Origin of the sequence: Mesorhizobium sp. M0898 (genome assembly GCF_040319695.1) — a bacterium.
Lineage (GTDB): Bacteria > Pseudomonadota > Alphaproteobacteria > Rhizobiales > Rhizobiaceae > Mesorhizobium.
This window is the reverse complement of sequence record NZ_JAMYOE010000043.1, coordinates 1-24,174: the sequence shown is the minus strand read 5'-3', so window position 1 is coordinate 24,174 and position 24,174 is coordinate 1. Positions and strand designations below refer to the sequence as shown.

The following is a 24,174-nucleotide window of genomic DNA, read 5'->3' as shown; positions in this document are numbered from 1 at the left end:
GAATGGTCCTGAGACACCATGGAGACAGGTGGCGCGATCGGCGGCACAACGAGCAGGCGGCATTACAGGGCGCCGGCTGCGCGGGCTCTGTCGGCAACCCGATCGGACAATTGGCCCCATGCGCCTGGGCGCCTCGGCAAGCAACCCGGCGCGGTGCAGGGCTGCCCAAATGGGGGCGAGTTGGCGTCGGGATTTCTCGCGCGCGGCACTGGCTCGACAAGACGACCAATCGGCAGCCGGCGCGGCCCGGAGCGGCGCGCGCGACCTGAGCGGCGGTACTCGAGAGAACCGCCGCTCGGGCCCTGATCGACTATTCGCGCGCGAACAGCGGCTGCACTTGTGCCCACTGATCGGCGGTGCGGAAACCGCCGCGACTGGTGTAGCTTTCGGCGGGGAATTTCATCCAGCGCGGCAGCCAGGTCTCGACCTTCTGGCGGCCATTCTCGCCCGCCAGGAAGTCGCGGATGATCTTCTTTTGCGTCTTGACCTTCTCGGCGACATTGCCATCCGCGACCAGCTTGCCGCCGACGTCGGCCAGCATCGAATTGGCGATTTCCTTGTCGCGCAAGAGGTCGAAGAAGGCATCGTCCGGTTGCCACCATGTGCCCATATCGACGTTCAGATGGTTGCCGAGCGCCTCGATGACGGCGCTGCCGGCTGCAAGCGTCTCGGCCATGACAAGGGTGAGAACGCGCATGACATGGTCGTCGCAGAGCGCCAAGAGGCGCGCGAACACGCCGGCGATAGCAAAGGCGTCGCCATCGCCGCCGGCGACCACGCCATCCTCATCCGGTGATCCGAGCAGGGCCAACACTTCGCGCCGTTTTTTGCCGAATGCAGCTTCGGCCTTGCAGCCGGCAAGGCTGGCAGTCACCGTCTCGTTGGCCGCGCGCTGTGGCTCACGGCGCACCAGCCACAAGCCGGAACCGGTGATGGCGTGCGCCACCACGAGTCGCAGCGCCACGGCGGGATGGTCGAGCATGGCCGCGCGCACGGCCGCATGGCGATGCAGATCGACATAGTTCTGCATCGGGCCGGTGAGTTCGGGGCGCGGCGGCTTGGCGGCTGTTTCTTCTTGCTCGCCGCCCTCGCGGGCGCGGCGCGCTTCCTTGCGTGACAGCCAGCCCTCGTGACACTCGACCTCGCCGCGATGCGAGACAGTGATGACGACCTTGCCGCCCTTCTTCTTCGGGGTCTTCTCGTGGTCCCATGCGTGGAAATACTGGCCCGGCTCCAGCAGCACCACCTCGCTCCAGCCGTCGTTGAGATAGGTGTCGCGTCTGGCGGCAATCGCTTCGTTCTGCTTTTGCCAGAACAGGTCGGCATCGGCGAAATAGCTGTCCTCGCCGAACAGGTCCGAGGTGATCAGGCCGGGATATTCGTCGATGGCAAACAGCGCCACCTTGGTGGAAATCGACTGGCCGCCGAACAGCCATTGCTTCAATTGAAAGCCACGCGGCGCGTATTGATCGGGATCGGCACAGAGTGCCAGCCAGTCCTTCTGCTGCGCCTTGGACGCCATGGTGAGATGGCGCACCGTCTCGGCGTCGATCTCCTCGCGGCGATAGGCTTCGCGGATTTTGGGCAAGAGGGCGCCAAGCGCCAGAATGCGTTTGACCTTCAGGTCAGTGATGCCGAAGGTCGCAGCGATGTCCGGAACGGTGCGGCCTTGCCTGACGAGCCGCGAAAACGTCTCCCATTGCGATACTTCGTCAGGATCGAGGCGGGCGAGGTTTTCGATCAGCGAGGCTTCCAGCGCATCGGCGTCGTCACCGTCCTCCATGATGGCGCAGGGCAAGGGATCGCCTTCGCCGCGCTCGTCGGCAAGCGATTTCGCGGCGAAATAGCGCCGCCTGCCGGCGACGATCTCCAAGGTTTCCGGCTGGCCGTTCGGCCGCACAAGGAGTGGCACCAGCACGCCGCGCGCACGCACGGAGGGCAGGATGTCGGATATGTCGGGCGCGCGTTTTCCATGGCGCATGTTGAGCGCGGAAATATTGAGCTGATCCAAGGGGATGTGGGCAAGCTGCATGGTTACTCTCTTTCGCTTTGGTTGAGGCTGTCCCGCCGCAGAGGCCGAAGGCCGGCGCGGCGGGACGGTTTTTGCCCCTATCGGCGCTGCTGTTCCGCCGTGTCGGGCGGAAGCTCGGAATGGGGCTTTGAAAGGGCGTCTGCTGCCTGCCGCAGAAGTCGCTCGGCCTCGGTGATGTGGCCGCAAATGCGGGCGGCTTCGGCATAGACGGAGAGCGTAAAGCGCGCGTGGAAATGCAGGTCGCGCTCTATGCCGAGGCCAAGCGGACCTTTTACGGATGCAAGCTCGGCCAGACTGACGCTGCCGAGTTCGGGGAAGCCGAAGCCGAGATCGCAAAGGCCGAACAGCGTGTCGCCATCGGCGTCGAGTTCGCTCAGAAGCCACGTGGCGGCACCTGTGGGATTAAACAGTTTCACAACGGGAAAATGGTCGATGTCGGCGTCGGCGGCGCTATTGGCGAGCAGTCGTGCGCGCAGTGGATCGGTGATCAGGATCATGGAAAGACTCCTTGTCAGAACAGGTCGAGTTGATTTCTGCTGGCTTCATCGAAGAGGCCGATATCGAGCGGCTTTTGCGCCGCGCGCGGACACATCGGCGCGTCCATCAGGAGGGTGAGCCGATCGCGCGTGGTGATCGGCCGAACGCCGGGAATGAGCAGCTGCTCGCCTTGCGGCGTCGGCTCGGTCGCGGTCAGTTGAGGATCGCGCATCGTCATGCCGCAATCCCTTCCTGCGCCTCGCCTTCGGCATCGGCCTGAAGGCCAAGCAGGAAATCGGCGGCCTTGGAAGCAAGACTGGCGGCACGGAAGATGGCGCGATTGTCCTCGCGCAGCACCTTCAGCCATGAGCCGATGTAATCGGCATGACGCACGGTCGGCTCGATACCGAGATTGCTGCAGACGAAGGCGGCAGTGATTTCGGCGACCAATTCTTCACGCGCGTAAGCCTTGGAGCCGAACGAGCCGGAGAGGTCGCGAGCAAGCCGCGTCGGGTGGCCGGTCCAGTGGCCAAGCTCGTGAAAGCAGGTCCGGTAATAGTCGATCTGGTGATGGAACGCCGGCTGCGGCGGCACCTGAATGTGGTCGCTGCCCGGCATGTAGAAAGCGCGATCGCCGCCGACCCTGAAATCCGCACCGCTGGCGCGAATGAGCGTCTCGGCGTGCGGCACGATCTCGCACTGAGGCAGCGGCTCGGCGGCGGCATAGAGGTCTTCCGGAAGATTATCGCACTGCGCGACATTGAAGACGGTGAAGCGCTTTAAAAAAGGCACGGCCTGTGGTTCATCGCCCTCGTGGCGTGCGCGCTCCTTCTCGTCCTTGGGGACAAAGCGGTCGGCATGCACGATGGTCGTGCCGCGCTCGCCCTTCCTGACATTGCCGCCAAGGACGAGCGCCTGCCGGAAGGTGAGCCAGTTCTGGCTGGGATAGCTGCGCTCGATGACCGCGCCCCACAGGATGAGGATATTGATTCCGGAATAGGTGCGCCCAGAGGATGCATTCCTCGGCAGGCCAAGGCCTGCCTTTGCGCTGCCCCATGGCTTGACCCATGGCACGGTGCCGCGCTCCAGCTCGGCAATGATGCGCTCGGTGATCTCCTGATAAAGGCTGGCGCCGGAGCGCCCGCCCTTGCCTGCGCCAGCCTCTCCGCTGGCGGTACGCTTGCTGTTTGCATGCATCGTCTCCTCCTCCGCTCGCCAATCGCCGCGCCTTTCCCCGGAAGCGGGGTGGGCGGCGAGTCGCGACCGGAAAGGCCCGCCGTGGGAGGCGGACCGCATCCGAAGGACCGGAACGAAGAGGAGGACCCTGAGCGGCACGCGAAGGGTTGCGGGCTGCCGCGGCGGGCCTAGAAGGGAGTGCCGCCCACCCCGCGCCACCGGGAAAGGCCAACAGACAAACCGCGCCGCCCGCAAGGGCGGCGGCCGTCTCAGCCCGAAGGGCTGCCCACGCCAAGGGGCGAAGCCGAATGGCCGAGACCGCCTGAGCTTGCCGAAGAAAAGCGGGCTCGGTTCACGAGCACCTGGTGCGCGTCGTCAGGCGCGCGGGCGCCCGCCAGGACGGCAGGCTGGACAGATTTTTCGAACGGATCGCGATAAATACTTCAAATGAATGCTGCACCGAAAACATGTGCGATGCAGCATTTTCGCAAGCATTTACCACAGACGCTCAGACCCGAGACTTCCGCCACCCAGCCTTGCGCGCGGCTTCCTACGAACAAAGCCAGCGCTCGCCTTTCAACAGGTTGAGGCGCGTGTCCCAGTAATATTCCTGACCGGGATCATGATAGACGCGCTCGCCCGTTTGTGGCTTATATTGGCTTTGATGATGCAGCCGACAGCGGCAGGGTCGATTCGAAGGCAAGAATGCCAGCCAGGAGTTGTCCTGATAGCGATGGTTGCCCACGCCCCTTCCCTCCGAAGAGAGAATGCGACGTTTGCAGCCTGGAGTCTACAAGTCGGGTCTAATTCACCGGTCCTGTTCCGAACCATTGAATGAACGGCGCATCCTTCCCCGTTTCAGCCTGTGAAAGCTGCTTGGAAAGTTTGGTCCTAGCCATTGCGATCTCCGTTGAGGAATCGCCCCACCTAGGATTATCATCCTATATCGGCATGGGTTGGTAAAGACCCACCCGCAGCGGAATGGCAGCTTGCCGAAGAAAAGCACGCTCGGTTCACGGTACCGGCGCGAGCCGTTAGACGCGCAGGCGCCCGTTAGCCCGCAGGCTGGACAGAATCTCGCACGGATCAGCGTCAAGCGCCGCAGTTAAGTCGAGAAACTCGATGACATCGAGACGCCGCTCTCCACCCTCGTACTTGGCCACGAAGGATTGGGGACGATCAAGCTTCTCGGCCACCTGCGCCTGAGTCAGGCCTTTGGCCTTGCGCAGGGAAACCAGCTGGGCCAGAAACCGCTGGTGGCGGGGCGAGCGAAGAGATTTGGGCATGTAGGCGAACCGGTCGGGTAAAGACCGGATCAGCGACTAATCCCGGTTTCGGATTATCCCATTTTGGGATATGCTGCGTTGCATCCAGCGCTCAACAGCCGAGGCTCGCAACAGGCATGAATCGATCAATGGGAACAGATGAGACTCGAAACTCAACTCTGTGCGACGAAGTCCCCTGGTCGGAGAACCTGACGGCCTACGATAGGCAGCATTTCACGATCTACCTGCGGATCCTGGATGCCTGCGCCGACAATGCCAGCGAAGAGGAGATGGCCGATCTCATTCTAGGCATCGACCCGGCCCTTGAACCGGTCCGCGCCCGCAAGGCTCTTCGCAGCCATATCGACCGGGCGAACTGGATGGTCACGACCGGCTACAAGGAACTGTTCGCCGGCTGACGCACAGCACGGATTGTCATGCTCTTCAAACAAGGAAGTTCAGATACCCGTCACTCATGAGCGCACGGCCGCGAGAGACGGCGCGGCGGGAGCGGTCACAACTGGTTCGCGTGCTGTTTGACTGCCATTTCCAGTGCTTGGCTCAGAGGCACAGCCTTGGAGAACAGGAAGCCTTGAGCGGTTCGGCAGCCAAGCTTGTGCAGGGTTTGCCGATCCGCCTCTGTTTCGACGCCCTCGGCCATGACCTCGATCCCGAGCATGTTACCGAGATCGATGACCGATTTGACAAGCAGTCGGTCCTCTCGGGACTTGGCCAAGCCGCGAATGAAGCCCTGGTCTATTTTGACCTTGCGTATCCGACTGTCCTTGAGCGATGCCAACGTAGAAAAGCCGGTGCCGAAGTCATCGAGCGCGATGGAAATGCCCGCATGTGAAAGCCGTCCGAGCTTTTCATCCACTCTGTCCGGGTCAACCGGGGATTCTTCGGTAATCTCGATCTCGAACATCGTTGCAGGGAGACCTCTTGCCGCCAGACCATCCAGAACCATGTCGTCGATATCGCCGGCTTCTAGTTCGCGCGGTGAAACATTCATCGCCACACGGAGATCACGACAGTCAGCTTTCACCAAGCCGTCGATAAAAGCACAACAGTCGGCGAATACGGTTTGCGTCAGCAGCTGAAGCATTCCGGTTTCGCGTGCAGCTGTGATGATTTCGGGTGGAGAGATGGCACCATGAGTCGGATGGGACCACCTCAGCAAGGCTTCAAAGCCGACCACGGCCTCGGTGTCGAGTTTCACGATCGGCTGGAACCAAGGTTGCAAGCTTCTCGTCTTTATCGCCGAATGAAGGTCCCGTTCGACGGACTGGCGGCGTTGCAGTTCCCTGTCGAGTTCGGCATCGAACAGGCAAAATTCGTTCCTGCCACGACGCTTGGCCGTATAAAGGGCGATATCCGCCCGCAACAACATTTCGGTCAGGCCCGGCGTCTGCGCCAAGTATATTCCTATCGATGCCCCGACACGGACGGACGCGACCTCGATATAGGGGCGGGCAATTTTGGCTATGATATTGGAGGCGAGATCACTGGCAGAAAGCAAAACCCTCGTTGAAGGAAAAAACAGCACGAATTCATCGCCGCCGATACGAGCGAGCGTTGAGCCTTCCGGTGCTTCCTCCTCTATGCGGCGCGCGATCCTGACAAGCAGTTCATCACCGGTCCTGTGACCGTAGGTATCGTTGACGGATTTGAACCCGTCCAGATCAATCAGCATTGCCACGAAGGGGCTATCCGCGGTCTCGAAACGTCCGATTGCGTGTTCGAGGCCACGCCTGTTGAGAAGGGCCGTCAGGTGGTCCTGCCTGGAACTGGCCTTCATCTCCGCCGCAAGCCGCTCGGCCTCATGCCTCAGGCGGCTCGCTTCGCGGAACCGTGCTTGCCCAACAAACGAGGCTCGAACCAAGCCGCCCATGAAGAGCAGAACGGTAAAAGCCAGAATGTAGTCTTCAAAATTGCCTTTCGCCAAAAGGCAAGCCACCGTGATGAGGAGCGGAGGTGTGATGAAGTTGGTCGCCGCCGCGGCATACGAACTGCCGTATGTAACCGCACCAGCTGAAATGCCCGCCAGAATGACCAGATGCAGCGGTGCTTGAGGTGTCGTGTATCCAACAGTCAGGACGGCCAGGAAGGACCAGGCAAACCCTGCCAGAAGAGCAAGGATGCCAAACCAGCGAAGCCGCGGCAAAACCCCCACTAATCCGTCATGGCGCCCCGTTTCCTTTAGCTGATAACGCGCGAGTGCAACGCGGGCGGCATTTATCGCATTGACGACCAGGAACCAGATTGCAGCGGCAAAGCCGCTGCCAGAAAGGGCGTGCACCGCCCAAATCAGGCCTGACAGGATAGCGCTTATCGGCATCGACACGAAGAGACCGGTCCTCAGGTCAGCAAGCTGATCCTGACGGATTTTGGCCTCCAGCGTGTCTACTTTCTTCGGGGCCATGGACGGACCAGCTTGCTCCCATCGTTGTTCGCGAGGACAAGCTTACGCAGGCCCACTGAAGGACGGGTTAACTATCCAGCGGGGGTAACCAGTGCGCTCACCATGTGTTCGGGGCGCACGTCTGCTCTTGGCCTTGCCGTCTGACCATCGAGCTCTTGCCCGCAGGCGTGCCTTGATCCGAATCATCCCAGGATCGGCAACGTCACCATGGAAGCAGCCCTACCAACGGCATCAACGCGCCCGGCGAGACAAAAGAAAGCCGGGCCGAGATAGCGTTCCAGAGCGGCAGCGCTGCCTGCGATTCACCGCCTGAGCATGGCCGAAATGCCATGGCGGATAAAGGGAAGATATTGGGCAAAGCGAAGCCCTGCATGTCTTGCAAGCCGTGCCGCCGGGTGCTCGCCTGAGTAGAGAGCGACAAGTGCATTCGTAGCATGATAGAGCGGTGCCGCCGACAGACGCAGCCGGCTTTCGTATCTGCCGAGTATGTCGGGATCAGCAATGTCGCGGCGCTCGCGACATGCCGCCAGGATTCTATCGGCGAGTTGCTTCTGGCCACTGAGGCCGATGTTGAAGCCATGCGCGGTCACCGGGTGCATGCCGAGGGCAGCATCGCCGATCAGTGCCGCACTCGGAGCCCAGAACTTGTGCGCCCAGGTCGTGACCAGCGGATAGGCATGGCGGGTGCTTGCCAAGGTCATCTCTCCGAGGCGTCCTCGACACCGGCTCGTCGATTCCATGAGGAACAAATCGTCGTCGAGAGCAAGCAGTCTGTCGGCCTCGCTTGAGCGCAAAGTGAGAAGCAGCGACGACACGCCTTCCATAAGCGGCAACATCGCTATCGTCTGATGGTGATCGAACCATTCGACCGCGATCTGGTGATGGGCGCGCTCGTGCCTCACCCGGCAAATCAGCATGGAGTTGCCAAGCCGATTGATGTCGGCGCCAATGCCGAGCAGGTCGCGCGTCGCGGACAAACGCGAATCCGCTGCAACGAGCAGCCGAGCGGCCAATTGCCTGCCATCACAGAGCCTTATGACTGCTTCTTTGTGGCTGGTTGTTGCATTGACGACCGAGCGGCCGCACAGCAGCTGGGCATGATCCTGGAAGTGGACAAGCTTGAACAGGGCGTCGCGGATCCGAAAATTTGGGACCAGAATTCCGAGTGGTTCCCCAGATCCGCTGGGAGAGTCGAAGCTCAGGGCGAAAGGGCTCGATCCGTTGAGCACGCGCGCGCCTTGTAGCGGTGATTTGTCCGAAGCGGGGATGGCATCCCAGGCGCCGAGCTCGCGAAGGATTCCAACCGATGCGTGGGTCAGCGCGATCTCGCGACCGTCGAAAGCCGGATTCGCCAGGCTTTCGAGCGACTGCCGTTCAACCACTGCCACCTTGAGTCGGCTCTGGGCAAGCGATGCGGCGAAGGAAAGTCCGACCGGCCCGGCTCCGACCACAATAACGTCGAATCTATCGACAGAGCCGGCCATCAGCGTGCCGCCATTGCGTCGGCTACCTGCGACGAAGGGCACTGGAACGCATCGCAATCGATCCACGGTTTGCGGCTCATCTCCCCAAGCGTCTCCACGCGACCTAACCGTCCGTTAGACATCCGTTCTCCGTTCAAAAATGCTCAATGAAACCATGCCGATGAAGAGATAACCCTGATGTGGATCAACCAGGCTCGATAAACGCGGCAACGGCGGGTTCACGGTCGACTGGTCGATCGCCACGCCATGGTCTGGTCAGGTCATCATGAAATGGCCGGCTTCCCGTTCGGTGCGGCCCTTTCCTGGCCGAAAGTTCGGCAACGTATTCTGGCTGATCCGTTCGCACCCGTCGCGCGCCGAAATCGGCATGACGCGAAGCAACCGCGGAAAATATTGGAGCGAGTCCTCGCAGGGCAGGCTGGGTCAACTGCGTGGCTCGTCGCGGTCGATCAGGATCCGCTCGGCGGCGCCATCGAGATCTTCATATTGGCCGCTCCTCAAGGCCCACAGGAACCCCGCCAGCCCAAGCGCTCCGAGGAACAGGGCCACAGGTATGAGGTAGGCGAGCGTCGTCATGAGGATTGTGCCAGTGCGCCAATGTCGGAGCGCCTGTCATGTCGGGCATCTTGCACCGATGCATTTGACACGAAACCTTGCAGGCGTAGCGCATTGCCGATGACCAGGAGGGACGAGGCGGACATCGCGACCGCCGCGATCAGTGGCGTAACGTGCCCCAGAATGGCGACTGGCACGGCGATGCCATTGTAAACGATCGCGATGGCGATGTTCTGCCGGATCAGCCGTCCGGCCTTCCGCGAAATGTCTAAAGCAAGTGGGACCGCCAGAAGACTTTTACGCAGGAACACGAAATCCGCGGCGTTGCGACCGATATCCGCCGCCGTGGCCGGAGCTATCGAAACGTGTGCGGCGCCCAATGCAGGCGTGTCGTTGAGCCCATCGCCGACCATCAGCACCTTGTGGCCAGTTCGCGTCAATGCTTCGACGTGTTCGACCTTCCCGGAGGGAAGCAACGCGGGAACGAAGCGCTCGACGCCCAGTGCTTCCGCAACTTCGCCGCAGGCAGCTTCTGTGTCGCCCGACAGCATCTCCACCGACACGCCGGCGCCGTTCAGTTGCTCGATGGCCGCCTTGGCATCGGCACGCAGCTCATCCTCGAAATCGAAAGTCGCGACAATGACCCCGTCCTTCGTCAGAACGGTTCCGCCATAGCCTTGTTTGCCTTCGCCGCCGGTCCGGGCTTTCCACTCACCCCATCCGCGGCGACCCAGCCGCCAGGTACTGCCCTCGGCGATGGCTTCGATGCCGAAGCCCGGATGCTCGCTGACGGACGCGAGTTTCGGCTGGCCGGCAAAGGCTGCATTGCCAGCGATTGCCTTCGAAAAGGGATGGCGGGAATGCGCTGCCATCTCGGCCGCCATGGCGAGCATCGTCGGATCGATGGACGGCGCATTGATCAGCCTGGGCAGTCCGAGCGTAAGCGTGCCGGTTTTGTCGAACAATGCCGTGTCGATCCCCGCCAGGCGCTCCATGGCGGAGCCGTCCCTGACCATGACGCCGCTTTCAAACAGCCGCCGCGCAGCGACCACCTGCACGATCGGCACGGCGAGACCGAGCGCACACGGGCATGTAATGATCAAAACGGCGATCGCGATTGTTATTGCCCGGTGCCAGTCGCCGGTCGCCGCCATCCAGCCGAGGAACGTCACAAAGGCGGTGAGGTGGACCACGGGGGCATAGAGCGCGGAGACGCGATCGGCGATCCTGCGATGGCGGGCGCGGCCGCCCTCTGCCGCTTCCATCAGCCGAACCATTTCGGCCAGGAATGAATCCTTCGCGGCGTCCGTCGCCTCGATGGTCAGCGGACCGGTGAGATTGAGTGTACCGGCCTGGACCTGCGCCCCCGGGCCCACCGTTCTGGGCGTGCTTTCCCCGGAAACCAGGGAACAGTCGAGATCCGACGCCCCGCCAATGATCCTGCCGTCGATGGGCATCCTCTCGCCGGCCGCGATCAAGAGCTCCATTCCTGGTTCGATCTCGCCAACCGGCAAGTAGTCGCGCGAACCATCCTCGCGCAGCACCATGGCGCCGCGCGCCGCCAGCCGAGCCAGTCCGTTTACGGCCGTCCGTGCTCGTTCCCGCATCACGTGATCCAGCGTGCGGCCGATCAGCAGAAAGAACAGCAGCGACACCGACGCGTCGAAATAAGCATGGTCGCCATGGTTGATCGTCTCGTAGAGGCTCATGGCGTAAGCGAGCGATACCCCGACCGCGATCGGCACGTCCATGTTCATGCGGCTGTGGCGTAGCGCATTCCAGGCCGAGCGAAAATAGATGCCGCCGGCGAAAGCGAGCACAGGAATGGCAATCAAGGCCGAGACCCAATGGAACAGGTCGCGGGTCGCGCCTTGCGCGCCGGACCAGACGGAGACTGATAGCAGCATGATGTTGCCCGCCGCAAAGCCGGCGACCGCGACGGCGCGGATCAGTTCCGAGAGCGTCTTGTCCTTCCCGTCAGCCTCGGGATCGAACAGGTGCGCGCCATAGCCCAGCCGTCCAAGTGTGGCGACGAATGGCGGAACCTCCTCGCCGCGCCACCGGACCGAAACACGTTTCGTCGAAAGATTGACACGAGCGCCTTCGACGCGATCTAGCTTGCCGATCGCCGTCTCGATCGTCTGGATGCAGGCGGCACAATGCACAGCCGGCACCGAGAGGTCGGTCTGGCGAAGATTTTCGCCAATCGAGCGGCTCGCCAGTCTGATTTCCTGGCCAGAAGGCAGGACCAGTGTGACCTTTTCCAGGTCCAATGCCATTTGGGCGCCTGGCGCGCAGCAGCTCATTGCAGCGCCCCGTGGGAAATCATGATCCGGCGAACGTCGCGATAGGGTTCCGCAAGGCTCGCATCGGCGTCGATTTCGACGATCCAGAGGCCATCCTTGGGCGTGTGGTGCGCGGCGAATATCTGACCGGAGGCAGCCTCAAGAGTGACGGATTTGTCCTCGGCCTCGTAGGCGGGATGACGGAACAGCACCTTGACGCCATGCAAGGCAACCGGCTTGCCGACAGCATCGGTGAGGCTGTAGCGGACCTCACCGCCTGCGATGGTCAGTTTGCCAGTCCAGCCGAGGGCCGCCTGAGCTCGCCCTTGCTCGGCCTTTTTGTTGAATTGCTGGCTCGCCACATAGGTGTTTTCGACGACAAGGCCGGTCCAGCTCGTGTTGGCGAGCGTCGCCATCGTCAGATTGACCGCTATGACCACGCCGAAGAAGCCAAGGATGGTGAACAGCATATGCCTGCCGGTGAATTCGCGGGATTGTCGCGAGGTGTCGCTCATCTGGCGCTCTCCGGTGCGTTGAAAGTGGCCGTATATTCGTCCGACTCGAACGTTGCCTTGTTTTCGACCCGGAACTTGAAGCTTTGCGCTGCACCCCGAACCTGATCTGCCGGCTGACGCACGAAAACCTTGAGCATCTTCAGCCGGTCAGGTTCGACCGGGACGGCGAAGGAGCGATCCGCCGGCAGGTCGATGCCGACAACGCTTATTTCGGCTCCATGCAGGCCCTGCATCGTGACAATGATCGTTCTTGGTTCGGGGATCATGTTGAGCAGCTTGACGGTGTAGCCGTTGCGGATCGAACCGTCGGACAGCGTCACGAACTGCGGGTTGCGATCGTGCAGGACATTCAATTCGAGCCGTTCGCGGGTCAGCAGCGAATAGAGCAGCGCGAGACCGACCGCCGACCAGACGCCCATGTAGATGAAGGTGCGCGGGCGAAAGATCTTGCGAATATGGAAACGGGCCACCTTGTCGGAGAACAGGCCGTCAGCGCTCCTGACCAGTGACGGGTTGACTGAACCGGAGCCGCCCGGGGTCGCCAGCATCACATTGGCGTTGTAGTCGGCCAGCGTCGCATAGGAAATCAGTCCGCGCTCCCTGCCGAGCTTGTCCATGATACCGTCACAGGTATCGATGCAGAGCGCGCAGGTGATGCATTCAAGCTGCTGGCCATCACGAATGTCGATCCCCATCGGGCACACCGCGACACAGGCATTGCAGTCGACGCAGTCGCCGACGGGCTGCCCGGCGGCAAGGACCCTCTTGGCGTGACGCGAGCGCGGTTCGCCGCGCCAGTCATTATAGGTGACGGTGAGGGAATTCTCGTCGAGCATGGCCGCCTGGATGCGCGGCCATGGGCACATGTAGGTGCAGACCTGCTCGCGCATCAGCCCGCCGAACGTATAGGTCGTCGCCGTCAGCACGGCGACGGTGATGTAGGCGACGGGGGCGGCGGTGCCGGTGAAGAGTTCCCCAAGCAGCATCGGCGCATCGGCGAAATAGAAAATCCAGGCGCCGCCGGTCAGCACCCCTATGACCAGCCAAATGGCGTGTTTCGATGTTCGCAGCACGAGTTTGCGCGCAGTCCAGGGACCGGCATCGAGCTTGATGCGCGCGTTGCGGTCGCCCTCGATGGCTCGCTCGACGACCAGAAACAGATCGACCCACACGGTCTGCGGGCACGTATAGCCGCACCAGGCCCGGCCGACGGTGGATGTGATCAGGAAAAGGCCGACACCGGCCATGACCAGCAGGCCGGCGACGTAGTAGAATTCCTGCGGCCATATCTCGATGAAGAAGAAGTAGAAGCGGCGGTTGGCAAGATCGACCAGCACCGCCTGGTCAGGGGCAAATGGCCCGCGATCCCACCGCAGCCAGGGGGTCAGGTAGTAGATCCCCAGCGTGATTGCCATCACCGACCACTTGAAGCGGCGGAAACTGCCAGAAGCCCGGTTCGGGAAGATCTTCTTGCGTCCGGCATAGAGCGGCTGACGGGTCTTGGCGGAGTTGACTGCATCGGCTTCGAGCCGTTCTATTTGCGTGTTATCGAGCACGAGAAGCTCCAGTCACCAGCGACGATTTCGCCGGAAGCCCGACCCATCGGTTTCTGGATGATGCCGAGGCCCGGCTCGCGCCGGGCCTCGTCGCTTGGCGGTTGGGGGGAGGACGAGAATAGGCTTGCGTTCCTATTCTCCGCCGCCAAGCGAATGGACATAGACCGCGAGTTCCTTGACCTTGATCTCGCCGAGACGCCCGATCCAGGCCGGCATGACGCCATGCCTCGGGGCGCGGACCTGCGCGGCGATGGCTGTTTCGCCAGACCCGTAAAGCCAGATCGCGTCGGTCAGGTCGGGTGCGCCGAGCTCCCTGTTGCCCTTTGCATTCTCACCATGACAGGCCGCACAATTCTCGGCGAAAACATTGGCGCCGAGTTCGATCAGGCTTGTGTCCTGAACAGGATCGGAGAGGCTTGCGACATAGGCGCCGACCTGCTTGATCTGATCCGTCGTGATGATGTCGCCAAAAGCAGGCATTTCGGACAGGCGCGTATCCGGGTCTGATGCGAAGCGGATGCCGTGCGCAATCGTCTGCTGGATCTGTTCGGCGTTGCCACCCCACAGCCAATCGTCGTCGTTTAGGTTGGGAAAACCCTTGGACCCTTGAGCGCCCGAGCCATGGCACTGCACGCAATTGACCTTGAACGCGGCGCCACCTGCGGCGATGGCGAATTCGCGTAGCGTATTGTCGGCTGTAATCTCGGAGACGGTCTTCGCCTGAATGGCAGCGACAAATTTACCCTTGGCCACTTCGGCCGCCGCCAGTTCATTCTTGACGTCTCTGCGGCTCGAATACCCCAGCACACCCCTGGTCGCGGAAGTCAGCATCGGCCATGCCGGATAGACGACGGTGTAGCCGATCGCCCAGGCAATGGTGATGTAGAAGGTTATGACCCACCAGCGCGGAAGCGGGTTGTTGAGTTCCTTGATCCCGTCCCACTCATGGCCGGTCGTCGAGATGCCCGAAACCTCGTCGATATGCTCGCTGCCCATGATCAGTCGTCCTTGAGAGGAATGTGAGCGGCTCTCTCGGCTTGCCTGCGGCTGCCGGGACGAAATGCAAAGGCAACGCATCCGAGGAAGAAAAGTGCCATGGCAAGCAGGCCCCAGCTATCGGCAAACTCCCGCATGAAATTGTAGGTCATCGCCATTCTCCTCAGCGGTAACCGGCGGCTTCGTCATAGGTCCTGAAATCGACCAGCGTGCCGAGCATCTGGAGATAGGCGACCAGCGCATCCATTTCGGTGACCTGCTGCGGATCGCCGTCGAAGTCCCCAAGCTTGGCCTTCGGATAGCGTCTCTCCAGGCCCGATGTATCGGCATTCGCATCGGCCTGCGCCATGAGATCGGCATTGGCATGAGCGATCATGTCGTCTGAATAGGGCACACCGACACGGCTGTTGGCGATCAGATGCGTCGAGAAATCCTTCACCTCGATTGGCATGTCCTTCAGGAACGCGTAGCTCGGCATGATCGATTCCGGCACCACCGAACGCGGCTCGGTGAGATGCTGGACGTGCCATCCGTTCGAGTAGCGGTCGCCGACCCGGGCGAGATCCGGCCCGGTGCGCTTCGAGCCCCACTGGAACGGGTGGTCGTACATCGACTCGGCCGCCAGGCTATAGTGGCCGTAGCGCTCGACCTCGTCGCGGAACGGCCTTATCATCTGGCTGTGGCAGAGGTAACAGCCCTCACGCACATAGATGTTGCGCCCGGCGAGCTCGAGCGGCGAATAGGGCCGCATGCCTTCGACCTTCTCGATGGTGTTGTCGAGATAGAAGAGCGGCGCGATCTCGACGATACCGCCGATGGTTACGACCAGCAGGGACCCGAGGAGAAGAAGTGTGGCGTTCTTCTCGATGACCGCGTGTCTGTCCATCAGGCCCATTTTCTGGCTCCTGATCGCACAGGCTGGAGGGCGGGGATGGAGCGCGGCATCGGATCCTCCTCGCGCTGGTAGCCGAGGATGGTCATGGCGATGTTCCAGGCCATGATGAGGGCGCCCGACAGATACATCGCGCCGCCGATGGCACGCATGATGTAGTAGGGATGCATGGCGGCGACGGTTTCGGCGAAGGAGTAGACCAGGAAGCCCTGCTCGTTGTATTCGCGCCACATCAGGCCCTGCATGATGCCGGACACCCACATCACCGCGGCGTAAACGACGATCCCAAGCGTCGCCAGCCAGAAGTGCCAGTTGACGAGCCGCAGCGAATAAAGCCGGTCGCGGTTCCATAACTTCGGGACCATGAAATAGATCGCGCCGAACGAGATCATGCCAACCCATCCGAGCGCGCCCGAATGGACGTGACCGATGGTCCAGTCGGTGTAGTGCGAGAGCGAGTTGACGGCCTTGATTGACATCATCGGGCCTTCGAAGGTCGACATTCCGTAGAAGGCGATGGCCATCACCATCATACGGATGATCGGGTCGGTGCGCAGCTTGTCCCAGGCGCCCGAGAGCGTCATCAGGCCGTTTATCATGCCGCCCCACGAGGGCATCCAGAGCATGATCGAGAACACCATGCCGAGCGTCTGGGCCCAGTCCGGCAGGGCGGTGTAGTGGAGGTGGTGCGGACCGGCCCAGATGTAGAGAAAGATCAAAGCCCAGAAGTGGACGATCGACAGCCGGTATGAATAGACCGGTCGGTTGGCCTGCTTGGGCACGAAATAATACATCATGCCGAGGAAGCCAGCGGTGAGGAAGAAGCCGACGGCGTTGTGGCCGTACCACCACTGCGTCAAGGCATCCTGGACACCGGAAAACGCTGAATAGCTCTTTGAACCCACGAACGACACGGGCATCGATAGGTTATTGATCACATGCAACATCGCGATCGTCACGATGAAGGACAGATAGAACCAGTTGGCGACGTAGATGTGCGGTTCCCTGCGCTTCAGGATCGTGCCGAGGAACAGGGCGAGGTAGGCGACCCATACAATGGTCAGCCACAGGTCCACATACCATTCGGGCTCGGCGTATTCGCGGCTCTCGGTGATACCGAGCAGGTAGCCGGTTGCCGCCATGACGATGAACAGCTGATAGCCCCAGAACACGAACCAGGCGAGATCGCCGCCGAACAGACGCGCGCGGCACGTGCGCTGCACCACATAGAGAGACGTGCAAATTAGCGCGTTGCCGCCGAAAGCGAACACAACACCGGATGTGTGCAGCGGCCGCAGTCGGCCGAAATTGAACCAGGGCTGGATGTTGAGATCCGGGTAGGCGAGCTGCAGGGCGATGACCACGCCGACCAGCATGCCGACGACGCCCCAGAATACGGTGGCGATGGCACCGTAGCGGATCGGCCCATCCATGTAAGCGGCGGGGTCGATCGGAACTGCCGGCTTGAACTCCGTGTTGCGCAACAGAATCGCAGTGAAGCCAGCCACGGCGAAGAACAAAACCCACATATGCCGCCGAAAAGGTTCATCTACGCCGAAGCCGGCAGCCACCAGGGCCGCAAACGCAAACAGGCTTAGAAGGACGATCTCTGTGCCGAATTTCATCGCAAGCCCCGATTTCCGATTCCGGCGGGCGCCAAACCGCAGTGCCTTATTGCGCAGCCGTGGCCTGCTCGCCCTGATCCATGTCAGAGCCGCACGATTTTGCTTCGAGCAGCATCGAGTTCGGTGCGATCAGACTGTGGCGATCGAATGTGGAAGCGCAGCACCGGCCGCCACGCTTATGGACAGGCCCGGCGTCCCCGGTCTGGCCGGGTATGGAGGCGATCGCGGGCGTGTGGGAAGCGCGCCTTCTGTGACGCTGGAAAGTAGGCCGATGCCTTGCCGAACGTCCATCGTTCAATGCCTTGGGACAGCCAGCGCCAGCGTTGCGCTGCCTTCGTGACATTCATGATTCGGGGGAACGGCGATTTTCCCCTGCGTATGAGGCGTATTGACTTCGGCCGAGTGCGATCCTGCCTGGAACAGCCGGTTGCACGTCGAGCACCTCGAGGATGGATGCTTCGCCGACGAGTTGGCCGAAACGCACCTGGCTCATCCGATCGGATGGAGAGCGGGCTATCGCTATGCGACTTCTTCTAAGCCCAACGCGAGCATGCCCTGCCCCGAATGAAGTAAGTGACGTAGGCCATGCAGCTTCGGTGTCATTCAAAGGGCGGTTGCGCCTCGGCCGCCGCAGCGCCGTTCCAGCCGGCTCATGCTGTCCACGGTGACACGGCGGTTGTTCTCGATCCGAATCACGCCGTCCATTCTCAGGCTGGTCAGCTGACGGCTCACGGTCTCGTTTGTAATTCCAAGGAAATCAGAGATGTCGGCACGCGTCATCGGCAGCTCGAAGCACGCCGACCTAGCCGCCGGGTCAACACTGGAACCGATGTTCCGGGCGATCATGAGGAGAAAGCTCGCCACCTTCTCCGGTGCGGTCTTGCGCCCCAGAGTCACCATCCATTCGCGTGCCTCGTCGAGTTCGTTCAGCGCCTGCTTGAGCAGGCGATGCACAAATTCCGGTGATTCCTTCATCATCCGTTCGATGGCCGCTCTCGGAAACGAGCATAGCGAGACAGCTGTTGCCGCTTCCGCATTGATCGCGCTTTTCATCTTGAAGGGCCGTCCCAGAAAATCCGGCGCGAACTGGAGACCGACGATCTGCTGGCGGCCGTCCGAAAGGCTCTTCGTGAGCTTCACCACGCCTGAAAGCACGTTTGAATAACAGTCGACCGCCTCGGCGTCGCCGATCAGTTCGACCCCCGGCTCGATATTGTGCCGCGACGACGTCTTGGCGAGCTGAGCCAAATGGTCTGGTTCGAGCGCACCACAGACACCGCGGTGCCGTGCCTCGCAAGACAGGCAAAGAACGGGAATGCCGGAACTGTGAATGTCCTGCCGTAATGTCATTCGATCGCTCTACCGGTCCAGTGCGGGCAGGATAGCAATCGACGGTAGAAAAATCCTTGCGGCAGTTTGTCCGTGCTGAACGTTGATCGAAATCAGGGCTTAGGCTCATCCAAGCATCCACAGTTCCGGCGACGCAAACACGGTGGACCACGACATGCGACTGGAGCTAGCTGCCAGACTTGGCGAGAACGTCCCGCGCTATACCAGTTATCCGACAGCGCCGCATTTTCATACAGGCATTGATGCTGCAATTTGTCGTGGCTGGCTGCAGGCGCTCAACGATGGCGATGAGATCTCGCTCTATCTGCACATCCCGTATTGCGACAAGCTTTGCTGGTTCTGCGCTTGCCACACCAAGCAGACACGCCACTACGAACCAGTGACCACATATCTGCGCTCACTGCATGCCGAGATCGCAACCGTCTCCAGTCTTGTCGCAGGCAAGGGCCGCGTGCGTGCCGTCCATTTCGGCGGCGGTTCGCCAACGATGCTCAAACCGGAGGATCTGGTGGCGCTGGGAACCGTCCTGCGCAACAGCTTCACCTTTCTCCCCGGTGCAAAGATCAGCGTTGAGATCGAACCCAACGATATGGACGATGCCCGCCTCGATGCACTTGCCGAAATCGGCATGACAAGGGCGAGCCTCGGCGTCCAGGATTTCGACCCGAAGGTGCAGAAAGCGATCAACCGCGAGCAGAGCTTTCTGCAGACCAAGACGGTTGTTGATGGCGTTCGTTCGCGCGGCGTCGAATCCGTCAATCTCGATCTGCTCTACGGCCTGCCGCATCAGACCAGGGAGAGCGTCGCCTCCACGGTTGCACAGGCACTGACCCTGGAACCGGATCGGATCGCGCTTTTTGGCTACGCCCATGTGCCGTGGTTCAAGAAACATCAGACGATGATCGACGAGGCATGGCTGCCGGGTCCGGCGGAGCGGTTTGCCCAATCGCAACTGGCGGCGCGGGCGATCATGGACCAGGGATACGAAGCAATCGGGCTCGACCATTTCGCCAAGCCGGGCGATGCCCTCGCGCTTGCCGCCCGCGCCGGAACACTGCACCGGAACTTCCAAGGCTACACCGAGGACCGCTACGAGACCTTGATCGGCCTCGGCCCATCGTCCATCAGCCAGTTTCGCCAGGGCTATGCACAGAACATGCCTTCGACCGCCGAGTATGGGCGCATGGTCGAAGACGGCGGGCTGGCTGCGGTCCGCGGCATTGCGCTTTCCGAAGACGACCGCGCTCGCGGCTGGATCATCGAGCGATTGATGTGTGACTTCGCCTTCTCGGCGATTGAGCTGGTGGAGCGCTTTGGCGAAGCCGGCCAAAGACTTCTCCTCAAGGCGAGTTCCACGGCCCTCCAAGATCCTGCGCGGTTGCTTGAACTTGATGGTGACCGCTTCGTCGTGCCTGCGGAAAGCCGGCCCTTTGTCAGGAGCATCGCGGCAAAGTTCGACAAATATTTCGAAATTGGAACGGCCAGGCACTCAGCGGCAGTCTGAGCACCGCAGAGGAACGGTCATGGTTCTCAGTCGATCGTGAACCGATTGCGCTACGTTTTTCACTGTTGACCGGCGACCGTCGTGTCAAGACAGGATTCGGAGCGGACCAGACGCGTCTTGGCATAGCGACGATATCGTCCGGTCGTGCCTTCCGGCGCCGTATTCCATTTCGCAGTCCCTGAAGCGCCACGTCGAGTCCGGCCTCTTTTCTGTATCGGAAGCAGTCGACAATCGTCCTGGCCAGATCATGGTTGTCGGCCGACAGCTCCCTTCGGCCTTGCAACGAGAATCCGCAAGGACCGTGCCAGCTGCAGCAGGCGCCGCCGGATCGCAACACCATACTATTCCATCCGTGGCTCGCGCTAACCTTTGATTGGTTCCCGCCAGGCCGACGCCCGTCGAAACCGAGCCTCGGCAACAATCCTAATCGTAAGCGGCTGGCCACGCTCTTGGTGCCGGTGGCAGAAAGTCCGCAAGCACCCCGGCAGCGCCGTCAAGCGTGGGACAACCCGTCCACCCGAATATCCGCCGGCGCAGTTTCAGTGAAAAGCGGGCCCAGGCTAGACGGCTCTCTTGTTACCCCAGAGCATAACGTGCAGCTGCGGCAGCACACGGGCTTCGAACCACCTGTCGCGGGTCACGCTATCAACCAGCCACTCCATGCGCTTCAATATTCCGTCAAGGTCGACAGGCGCGTCTTCATTTGCGGGGCGTGGCGGCGTGTGATTGCCGGGTTGCAGATAGATCGGAAGCCGCGGAAATCTCGCAGCGGCGTCTTTCGCGTAGGCGTAGTCACTTTCGTCGAAAACAATGAGCTTGAGCACGACTTGCGGCCTGCCTTGTGCCGCCTGGAGGCACGCCTCGAAAGCGGCCCAATCGGTCGTCATTTGGCTTGACGGCGGCTTTGGGCTGAGGACTAGCACGTCAAGGTCGGCAAACCAGTCCCTGGCCACCGAACCTTGGGTTTCCAGCGCAAAACGGTAACCTTCACCATGGCCTCGCTCGATGAGCGCGCCGAGCGGCTGGATGGCCGGATTGCCGCCTGACAGCGATACCATCAGCGGGCGGCCACCGGAAAGCGCAAGCACGTTTTGCCACACCGCGCCAATGGACATCATCTCCCATTCATGGCGGAATTGATTGTCCACCGCATGCAGGCTGTCGCACCAGGAACAGCGATAGTCACACCCGCCGGTTCTGACGAAGACCGTCGGCAAACCGATGAGCACGCCCTCGCCCTGGATCGTCGGCCCGAAAATCTCACTCACGCGGATTGCGGGATGCGTATCGGTCATGGCCGGTATTCCGCCCAGGTTTTCGGCGTTTCGCTCACACGCACGGCCGAGGTTTCGCGCAGGCGTGCCTTGCACCATTCATAAAAATGTCTGGCCAGATATTCCGCCGTGACTTGCTCATGTCCCAGCACGTCGTTGAGATGTCGATGGTCGAAGCTCTCGTCGATGTAGCGTTTGAATGGCGTCAAATCGTGATAGTCGCGCACGAAGCCGTTCTCGTTCAGTCCATTCGCTGAAAGCTCCACTTCAACGATGTAGTTATGCCCGTGCAGGCGCGCGCATTGGTGATCGGGTGGCAACGAGGTGAGCTGATGCGAGGCTGAGAAGTGGAATTCCTTGGTGATGCGGAACATTACGCGGTCCTCCTTCGCAGCGCATCGAGCCAGAAGTCGGAGTCCTCGTAGTCGGTGGGGTCCGGCTGCCCAGAGAGATGAAACGCCTCGCGCCGCTCGACACAGGTCCCGCACCTCCCGCAGTGACGCTCGGCGCCCTTGTAGCAGGACCAGGTCTGCGCAAATGGCGTGCCGTATGCTGCTCCATTCCTAACAATGTCCGCCTTCGTGAGATTCACATAGGGTGCATAAATGCGAATCTTCGCGTAGCCGTCGAGCGCTTGGTCCTGCATCATCTGGAAAGCGTCGATGAAGGCCGGACGGCAGTCGGGATAAATGAAATGATCCCCACCATGCACGGCCGTCGCCACCGCGTCAGCGTCGTGCGCTGCGGCGAAGCCGAAGGCAATGGCCAACATGATGGCGTTCCGGTTCGGCACCACCGTGACCTTCATCGTGTCTTCGGCGTAGTGCCCGTCGGGCACGTCCACATTATCGGTCAGCGCGGAGCCGAAAAGGCCGCCGCCGATTTCGTGGATGTCGACGATGCGGTGCGGGACGGTCAGTCGCTCCGCGCAAAGGGCGGCGAAGCCCAATTCCTTCCTATGCCGTTGGCCGTAATCGAAAGATAGGAGGCCGGCGAGTTCGTGCTCCGCTGCCACCTTGTGAGCAAGGGTAACGGAGTCCAATCCGCCGGAGCAGACGACGAGAGTCTTCATTGTTGGGTCCTTGTTTTAACCGGGTAGGCTGCGACCGGAGATTTCTCTGCGCTCCCAGTACTTCAGGAAATCCATTTTGTGAAGTGAACGGGGGACGAGTTTCATGCGCTGACGTGCCGCTGTGTGCAAGGCGCCCTCGCGGTGAGCCTGCAAGGAACACGGACTAGCGAAACGTCACGCTTCAGCGGAATGCTCAAAGGCGAGCGCACCGGAATATGCTCTGCAGGAGGTCCGGACCTTCGTAAACAAAGTTCTCGACGATCAAGCGCCCGGCGGTCCCGAGCTTCGAGGGACGCCACCGCGAGGGTTTCAGGTACAAGACGGCCCGAGGATGGGCTTGCCGCAAGAGAACGGACTTACCAGTGGGATGTTCAGCGACGCCGATGCAGATGTCTGGAATGATCACGACATCAATTGTCGCGGCAACTTTGGCTGGCCTGCTCCTCGGGTTCCGTAGATCCAGCGCATTCCGCTTCAGGATCGGTTCGAACCGGAGCACTCCCTCGGTCAATGGACGTCCGGCAACAACCTGAATGATCGGTCGTGAGCCGACATCTGTGAACAAGCGGTGTGGTCGATTGCTATCACCCATGTGTTGCGCGCAGGTACCTTATGGCAGTGGATGAACTGGATTTGATGGTTTTACAGCTGGCGGTCGAAAGCGTCCGCTCGCTCTCCTTAAGCTTCGCTGAAAAGGCCGCCGAGGTAGCCACCAGGAGCCGCGGCATCCTGCTTTTCGACGTGCGGGTCGACGGTGATGCGGGGGTCCAGCGGGTCGCAGCCATCCGATATCAGGGCGACCAGATCGGCGTGCTGGCGTTGGACAGACAGGGCCTTGTTACCCACCATTGCATCGTCAACGGTACGTTCTCACATTTCATTGCGCCCTTGGAGAACTGGCACAGCATGCCCCTGTCGATGCAGGCCAAGATCGATGCCAACGGCCATGCCAGTCTCTTCCTAGGGGCCTTGCGAAATGCCGGACATTTGCTGGGCAGCTAGCATTTGGCCAGAATGCATCTGTGAATTTTTGCATGCGCATCGCTGCCGACAGCGCCGGCATGATTGTCGTGCTCGAAAACGGCTGCGGCGATCGCGGCAAAGCGATCGCCGCGATGATGGCGATCTACGCGTGGGCGTTGCATCGATGCGCGATCGTTTAGACAGAGGTCTCCGCCTGCATCGAGCAACATGCACGGAGGTACGCAAAGCGCAAATGCATCAAGTATTTGAAGGGACGAGCCCCTCGCGCAAATGGAGCTTGCGCTGCCGTTGTCGTCCCATCGTGCCGCCGAACTCGGGGGCGTGACGATCGACCACGATGGCCTATTTTTTTGCAAAGCCGAATGTCCCGATTCCGAAGCCAAGGAAAAAACTCCGACCACAGCGAAGAATAGTAACAACACGGGCGACGCAAGCCGCCTTGCCCTCTAGCAGGGGAGGTGCTTGCGGTGCTCTCACCGACACAAGATCGCAAATGGCACGTGGGTGAGCACCAGAACTGGCGACACGCATGGTGATCGGCTTGACTCGCTGGAGGAAGCACAAGGCCTCAGTGGGCCGAGGCGCCAGCGACGGTCGAATACTGGCTGGCTGCTCGGGATCTGATCGTTGAAATGACGTAGGATTTGGTTGCTTAAGCCGATCCGAACCATTTCCCGGAGACCACACCCACCATGAACGATCTTGCGCTG

25 protein-coding genes are annotated in these 24,174 nt (G+C 61.2%); 5 read left to right on the top strand and 20 right to left on the bottom strand.

Going from position 1 to position 24,174, the window contains the following annotated elements; translation table 11 throughout:
• Positions 1-310 precede the first annotated feature (310 nt).
• From NKH90_RS28735 to NKH90_RS28710, 6 genes are all read right to left on the bottom strand, one after another.
• Positions 311-2,032 carry a ParB/RepB/Spo0J family partition protein gene (locus tag NKH90_RS28735; protein ID WP_352822426.1) on the bottom strand — a complete coding sequence of 574 codons (1,722 nt, stop codon included), beginning with the start codon at positions 2,030-2,032 and terminating at the stop codon, positions 311-313.
• 77 nt (positions 2,033-2,109) lie between these two features.
• Positions 2,110-2,529, bottom strand: a complete 420-nt coding sequence (locus tag NKH90_RS28730; protein WP_023679652.1) for a DUF2958 domain-containing protein — start codon at positions 2,527-2,529, stop codon at positions 2,110-2,112.
• 14 nt (positions 2,530-2,543) lie between these two features.
• Positions 2,544-2,747, bottom strand: a complete 204-nt coding sequence (locus tag NKH90_RS28725; protein WP_352502724.1) for a hypothetical protein — start codon at positions 2,745-2,747, stop codon at positions 2,544-2,546.
• A complete protein-coding gene (locus NKH90_RS28720) occupies positions 2,744-3,706 on the bottom strand; it encodes an ArdC family protein (protein ID WP_352822423.1) in 963 nt (320 codons plus the stop codon). Before NKH90_RS28720 ends, NKH90_RS28725 begins: the two co-directional genes overlap by 4 nt.
• A gap of 529 nt (positions 3,707-4,235) precedes the next feature.
• Positions 4,236-4,430 carry a hypothetical protein gene (locus tag NKH90_RS28715; protein WP_352822420.1) on the bottom strand — a complete coding sequence of 65 codons (195 nt, stop codon included), beginning with the start codon at positions 4,428-4,430 and terminating at the stop codon, positions 4,236-4,238.
• Positions 4,431-4,719: 289 nt separating this feature from the next.
• Positions 4,720-4,971: a helix-turn-helix domain-containing protein gene (locus NKH90_RS28710; protein ID WP_023722035.1), complete on the bottom strand. Its 252-nt coding sequence runs from the start codon at positions 4,969-4,971 to the stop codon at positions 4,720-4,722.
• A 128-nt stretch (positions 4,972-5,099) separates the two neighbouring features.
• Here NKH90_RS28710 and NKH90_RS28705 point away from each other — a divergent pair, with 128 nt between their 5' ends.
• Positions 5,100-5,369 carry a DNA -binding domain-containing protein gene (locus NKH90_RS28705; RefSeq protein WP_352453619.1) on the top strand — a complete coding sequence of 90 codons (270 nt, stop codon included), beginning with the start codon at positions 5,100-5,102 and terminating at the stop codon, positions 5,367-5,369.
• A 95-nt stretch (positions 5,370-5,464) separates the two neighbouring features.
• On the opposite strand, the gene NKH90_RS28700 is transcribed toward NKH90_RS28705, so the two are convergent.
• The 11 genes from NKH90_RS28700 to NKH90_RS28650 all read right to left on the bottom strand — a co-directional run bounded on the left by NKH90_RS28700 (position 5,465) and on the right by NKH90_RS28650 (position 18,630).
• Positions 5,465-7,372 carry a putative bifunctional diguanylate cyclase/phosphodiesterase gene (locus NKH90_RS28700; RefSeq protein WP_352822417.1) on the bottom strand — a complete coding sequence of 636 codons (1,908 nt, stop codon included), beginning with the start codon at positions 7,370-7,372 and terminating at the stop codon, positions 5,465-5,467.
• A 302-nt stretch (positions 7,373-7,674) separates the two neighbouring features.
• Entirely contained in the window at positions 7,675-8,856 is a 1,182-nt protein-coding gene (gene ubiM / locus NKH90_RS28695; RefSeq protein ID WP_352822438.1) for a 5-demethoxyubiquinol-8 5-hydroxylase UbiM, read from the bottom strand.
• Positions 8,857-9,279: 423 nt separating this feature from the next.
• Positions 9,280-9,432, bottom strand: coding sequence for a cbb3-type cytochrome oxidase assembly protein CcoS (gene ccoS, locus NKH90_RS28690; RefSeq protein ID WP_023679633.1), 153 nt, complete (start codon positions 9,430-9,432; stop codon positions 9,280-9,282).
• On the bottom strand, positions 9,429-11,717 hold the full coding sequence (locus NKH90_RS28685) for a cation-translocating P-type ATPase (RefSeq protein WP_352474119.1): 2,289 nt from the start codon (positions 11,715-11,717) through the stop codon (positions 9,429-9,431). The genes ccoS and NKH90_RS28685 overlap by 4 nt, the downstream gene beginning before the upstream one ends.
• Positions 11,714-12,211, bottom strand: a complete 498-nt coding sequence (locus NKH90_RS28680; RefSeq protein ID WP_352474118.1) for a FixH family protein — start codon at positions 12,209-12,211, stop codon at positions 11,714-11,716. Before NKH90_RS28680 ends, NKH90_RS28685 begins: the two co-directional genes overlap by 4 nt.
• Entirely contained in the window at positions 12,208-13,767 is a 1,560-nt protein-coding gene (gene ccoG, locus NKH90_RS28675) for a cytochrome c oxidase accessory protein CcoG (protein WP_352822413.1), read from the bottom strand. The genes NKH90_RS28680 and ccoG overlap by 4 nt, the downstream gene beginning before the upstream one ends.
• A gap of 132 nt (positions 13,768-13,899) precedes the next feature.
• Positions 13,900-14,763, bottom strand: coding sequence for a cytochrome-c oxidase, cbb3-type subunit III (gene ccoP, locus NKH90_RS28670; RefSeq protein WP_352468492.1), 864 nt, complete (start codon positions 14,761-14,763; stop codon positions 13,900-13,902).
• Positions 14,764-14,765: 2 nt separating this feature from the next.
• On the bottom strand, positions 14,766-14,915 hold the full coding sequence (locus NKH90_RS28665; protein WP_352457387.1) for a cbb3-type cytochrome c oxidase subunit 3: 150 nt from the start codon (positions 14,913-14,915) through the stop codon (positions 14,766-14,768).
• Positions 14,916-14,926: 11 nt separating this feature from the next.
• A complete protein-coding gene (ccoO, locus tag NKH90_RS28660) occupies positions 14,927-15,658 on the bottom strand; it encodes a cytochrome-c oxidase, cbb3-type subunit II (RefSeq protein WP_352474114.1) in 732 nt (243 codons plus the stop codon).
• On the bottom strand, positions 15,649-17,280 hold the full coding sequence (gene ccoN, locus NKH90_RS28655) for a cytochrome-c oxidase, cbb3-type subunit I (RefSeq protein ID WP_352517895.1): 1,632 nt from the start codon (positions 17,278-17,280) through the stop codon (positions 15,649-15,651). The genes ccoO and ccoN overlap by 10 nt, the downstream gene beginning before the upstream one ends.
• A 603-nt stretch (positions 17,281-17,883) precedes the next feature.
• Positions 17,884-18,630, bottom strand: coding sequence for a Crp/Fnr family transcriptional regulator (locus NKH90_RS28650; protein WP_352493084.1), 747 nt, complete (start codon positions 18,628-18,630; stop codon positions 17,884-17,886).
• Positions 18,631-18,784: 154 nt separating this feature from the next.
• Between NKH90_RS28650 and hemN the strand changes: the two genes are divergently transcribed.
• On the top strand, positions 18,785-20,134 hold the full coding sequence (hemN, locus tag NKH90_RS28645) for an oxygen-independent coproporphyrinogen III oxidase (protein ID WP_352778478.1): 1,350 nt from the start codon (positions 18,785-18,787) through the stop codon (positions 20,132-20,134).
• A 560-nt stretch (positions 20,135-20,694) separates the two neighbouring features.
• On the opposite strand, the gene queE is transcribed toward hemN, so the two are convergent.
• From queE to queC, 3 genes are read right to left on the bottom strand one after another with little or no spacing between them, the layout of a single operon-like run.
• Positions 20,695-21,429: a 7-carboxy-7-deazaguanine synthase QueE gene (gene queE / locus NKH90_RS28640; RefSeq protein WP_352684181.1), complete on the bottom strand. Its 735-nt coding sequence runs from the start codon at positions 21,427-21,429 to the stop codon at positions 20,695-20,697.
• Positions 21,426-21,782, bottom strand: coding sequence for a 6-carboxytetrahydropterin synthase QueD (queD, locus tag NKH90_RS28635; RefSeq protein WP_352822407.1), 357 nt, complete (start codon positions 21,780-21,782; stop codon positions 21,426-21,428). Before queD ends, queE begins: the two co-directional genes overlap by 4 nt.
• Positions 21,782-22,480: a 7-cyano-7-deazaguanine synthase QueC gene (queC, locus tag NKH90_RS28630; protein ID WP_352822405.1), complete on the bottom strand. Its 699-nt coding sequence runs from the start codon at positions 22,478-22,480 to the stop codon at positions 21,782-21,784. The genes queD and queC overlap by 1 nt, the downstream gene beginning before the upstream one ends.
• Positions 22,481-23,092: 612 nt before the next feature.
• Here queC and NKH90_RS28625 point away from each other — a divergent pair.
• The 3 genes from NKH90_RS28625 to NKH90_RS28615 all read left to right on the top strand — a co-directional run bounded on the left by NKH90_RS28625 (position 23,093) and on the right by NKH90_RS28615 (position 23,914).
• Positions 23,093-23,482 (top strand): hypothetical protein, encoded by a 390-nt coding sequence (locus tag NKH90_RS28625; protein ID WP_023722055.1) that lies wholly within the window; start codon positions 23,093-23,095, stop codon positions 23,480-23,482.
• 32 nt (positions 23,483-23,514) lie between these two features.
• A complete protein-coding gene (locus tag NKH90_RS28620) occupies positions 23,515-23,643 on the top strand; it encodes a hypothetical protein (protein WP_023722056.1) in 129 nt (42 codons plus the stop codon).
• A gap of 91 nt (positions 23,644-23,734) precedes the next feature.
• Positions 23,735-23,914: a hypothetical protein gene (locus tag NKH90_RS28615; RefSeq protein WP_352496237.1), complete on the top strand. Its 180-nt coding sequence runs from the start codon at positions 23,735-23,737 to the stop codon at positions 23,912-23,914.
• The last annotated feature ends 260 nt before the right edge of the window (positions 23,915-24,174 follow it).